1 protein-coding gene is annotated in these 341 nt (G+C 69.2%); it reads left to right on the forward strand.

Annotated features, from left to right (window positions below; translation table 11 throughout):
• Positions 1–341, forward strand: a 341-nt coding sequence (locus tag RB628_RS41715) for a phosphoadenosine phosphosulfate reductase family protein (protein ID WP_318325806.1), incomplete at both ends; no start/stop codon positions are given.

Raw genomic sequence — 341 nt, forward strand, 5'->3', positions numbered from 1 at the left:
GCCGGTGATCCTTTTCTCCGGCGGCAAGGACTCGATCGTCATGCTGCACCTGGCGCTGAAGGCCTTCGCCCCTGCGGCGATCCCCTTCACGCTGCTGCACGTGGACACGGGGCACAACTTCCCCGAGGTGCTGGAGTACCGCGACCGCGCGGTCGACCGGCACGGTCTGCGGCTGCATGTCGCCTCCGTGCAGGACTACATCGACCGCGGGGTGCTGAAGGAGCGTCCCGACGGGACCCGCAACCCGCTCCAGACGCTGCCGCTGACGGAGAAGATCCAGGCCGAGAAGTTCGACGCGGTCTTCGGCGGCGGACGGCGCGACGAGGAGAAGGCCCGGGCGA

The organism is Streptomyces sp. ADMS (assembly GCF_033441795.1).
Lineage (GTDB): Bacteria > Actinomycetota > Actinomycetes > Streptomycetales > Streptomycetaceae > Streptomyces.